This is a genomic window from Cellulomonas cellasea, assembly GCF_030372105.1.
GTDB classification, from domain to species: domain Bacteria; phylum Actinomycetota; class Actinomycetes; order Actinomycetales; family Cellulomonadaceae; genus Cellulomonas_A; species Cellulomonas_A cellasea_A.
Genome location: NZ_JAUDBQ010000031.1, coordinates 1 through 1,506 on the forward strand (window position 1 = coordinate 1; position 1,506 = coordinate 1,506).

Annotated in this window: 1 protein-coding gene; it reads left to right on the forward strand. The window is 72.0% G+C overall.

The genetic code is table 11. The features are described 5' to 3' along the window. The first annotated feature begins 832 nt into the window (after positions 1 to 832). On the forward strand, positions 833 to 1,033 hold the full coding sequence (locus tag QUV83_RS17610) for a hypothetical protein (RefSeq protein WP_289566230.1): 201 nt from the start codon (positions 833 to 835) through the stop codon (positions 1,031 to 1,033). Positions 1,034 to 1,506: the final 473 nt, after the last annotated feature.

The following is a 1,506-nucleotide window of genomic DNA, read 5'->3' on the forward strand; positions in this document are numbered from 1 at the left end:
GACCGACCGCGGAGGCACCTCTAGAGCGCTCCACGCCTCACCCTGCGCTCTAGGGGGGCATCGCTCTGCCCCCACTCCCTCCCACGGAGGCGGCTCGCACCACTGCTCGGGGCTGAGCGATCAAGAGGCTTGCAGCCCGAGCGCAGCGAGGCCCGCTCTACCCGTGCTGGGGAGCGGGCCCGCCGGGCCGATTCCACCGGCCTTCGACTACGCCCAGCACCGTACTCGCCGCAGGCCGATCGACCGACCGACAAGACACCCTGCTAGAGCCGGGCACCGGCAGGGCGACCACCGCCCGAGGTGCGACAGCCGCCTCACCGGGTGAGCCTCCCGCACGCCAGACCGGCTGCACTGGCCCTGTCCTTGAGGGCAAGCGGCGCAGCCGCGCGGCAGCCGCGCGGAGCGCCCTAGCGAAGATTGCGAATAACCTTTCTGTCAAACCTCGTGCGCGGATGTTTCCGCAGGTCAGCGCAGGTTTTCGGCACCAGGGCCGCCGGGCGGGGTGTAACCTGGGTTACATGTCGAAGTCGTCCCGGAAGCGTGGTCGAGCGCGCCCCCCTCGCGCGCGTGCGGCGGTGTCCGATCACCCCGCTGTCCGTGTCGCCGCTCCGGTGAGGTCCGCCCCTGCTCGGGCAGAAGCGGACCTCGCGCGGGCCGTCGAGCTCCTGCGCGATCTGGACGCCCGGCGCCTGGATGCTCTCGAGCTGCGCGACCGTGCCGTCTCGCAGCTGCGAGGTGCTGGCGTCTCGTGGGCGCGGCTGGCGGAGGTCACCGGCACCAGTCGCCAGGCCCTGATGAAGCGATCGGCGGGGTCCCTGTGAGCGGGCGGCTGGTGACCGGTCGCGGGGGGTCGTCCCAGCGGTGGCCGCGCACCTACTACGAGGGCCAGTGCGGGCGCTGCGATGCCACCTACGCGCTCCTGTGCCAGCCCGTCACGAACGTGAGCACGGGGCCGAAGTGGCATCGGCTCACCTGCGAGGCGTGCGGGTCGCAGGTCATCCTCGACCGGCGCCGGCAGAAGGCCGGCTCCTAGCCGGCTGTGGGGCCTGGCCGGCTATTTCTCTGGCGCTGTTCGCGCGGGCTTCCCTGGGGGCCTGCCTCCTGGGCGGCGGCGGTCCCGCAGGGGCCGCCGACCGGGAGGCAGGCCCCCAGGGTGCTCCGACACGCCTAGAAAACGCGTAGGTCCCCCACCTGGCCAGGTGAGGGACCTACCGTGCGGATTGTCGAATCACACAAACGCCAGCGTAGCCGCTGAGCCAGACGTTGCACCGCTAGGACCCCGGAACGGCGTGCCGGGTGAGCGTAGAAGTCCACCGGCTGGCCCCCGGGTGTAGTGAGACCAAAGGGCATCCCGAGACGGTGCGGCGTGCGTGAAGGCAGGCCCGGAGCACCAGAGGTCGCAGAGACCCGCTCGGTGGCCGTCGACGGGCCCCGAGGCACGCACCGTCACCCCCCGGCCCTGGCGCACGAGTAATCCCCGAGCGCGGCTTCAGCGACGTCGTACGC